1 protein-coding gene is annotated in these 1,032 nt (G+C 47.7%); it reads right to left on the bottom strand.

From position 1 onward, the window contains the following. On the bottom strand, nt 1-922 hold a 922-nt coding region (locus tag A3750_RS14855), incomplete at its 3' end, for a transporter substrate-binding domain-containing protein (RefSeq protein WP_156498611.1). Between the last annotated feature and the right edge of the window lie 110 nt (nt 923-1,032).

The following is a 1,032-nucleotide window of genomic DNA, read 5'->3' as shown; positions in this document are numbered from 1 at the left end:
GTGACTCCTGATAGCCCATAGCCGCCATTAAGCGCCAGTCTGTCTCATATTGCTCCGCATACTTCTTATAGGCGTCTTCGTATTTTGGTAGGCGTTGTTTGGAATGCCGTATAAAGGTTCGAGCGCCAACATAGTTAAATTGCGCTAAATGACCATAATACCGTTCGGTGAGGTACATCAGAGTGCCGTCGTCTTTGATCTGGCTAATGAATGCATTGGCCGCCTCGAGAAGGGACTTGTCAGTAGAATTTGGGAAAAACCACGCGACGCCCTTTGGATCTCCGAGTTCAAAGGCTTTTCTGACGCGCGGGTAAAATGCGCGGTGAAGTTGCAATTCAAGCGAATAGACCAGTGCGTAATCGACCTCGCGATCTTGTACCATGCGAATGAGGTCTTCGGTATCTTCGTTGATGGCTTTCCATTTAAGATCTGGTAGCTCCTGCTTGTGTCTTTCAAGCTCCAATAACAAGTGACTATCAATCGCTACAGCGATGCTTTTTCCGACTAAATCGCTCGTCTTGCGTGGGCGAGTTGAACCGTATCGATAGACAATGACGGGCGTCGCCTCGAGAAAGCTATCGCTATAAAGATAGCGTTCGGTATTCGACTCATTGGTCATCATCATGGCTGCGGCCATATTGGTATAGCCATTGTCGAGCGCCGAGCGAACCTGAGAGCGTGTTCCGGCGACTTTTAAGTCAAGCTCGACGCCAAGCGTTTCTGCAAACATCGAGACTAATTCATACTCTAGGCCCTCCCGAGTTTCGCGGCCCTCGTAGTAAATTCCGGGAGCGTTACGAGAGATAACATGCAGGGTTTCACGCGTTTGTATCCGCTCAAGCTCGGTAGGGCTGCCGCATGCAGTGAGCATCGCGCTGAGCAAGATGAGAAGGATAAATATTGAATGGTTAAGAGGTTTCAATCTAAAGCCTTGATTCGAAAGGACTCTTTTGGAAACGAGTGTTCAAATTACTGAATAATGAGTATAGATAATGCAGAGCATTAGAGCGAGCGTAAATACTAATGTATGTT

This window comes from Oleiphilus sp. HI0079 (assembly GCF_001635105.1).
Note: the sequence above shows the minus strand (reverse complement) of the source record. Positions and strands in the feature narration are given on the sequence as shown.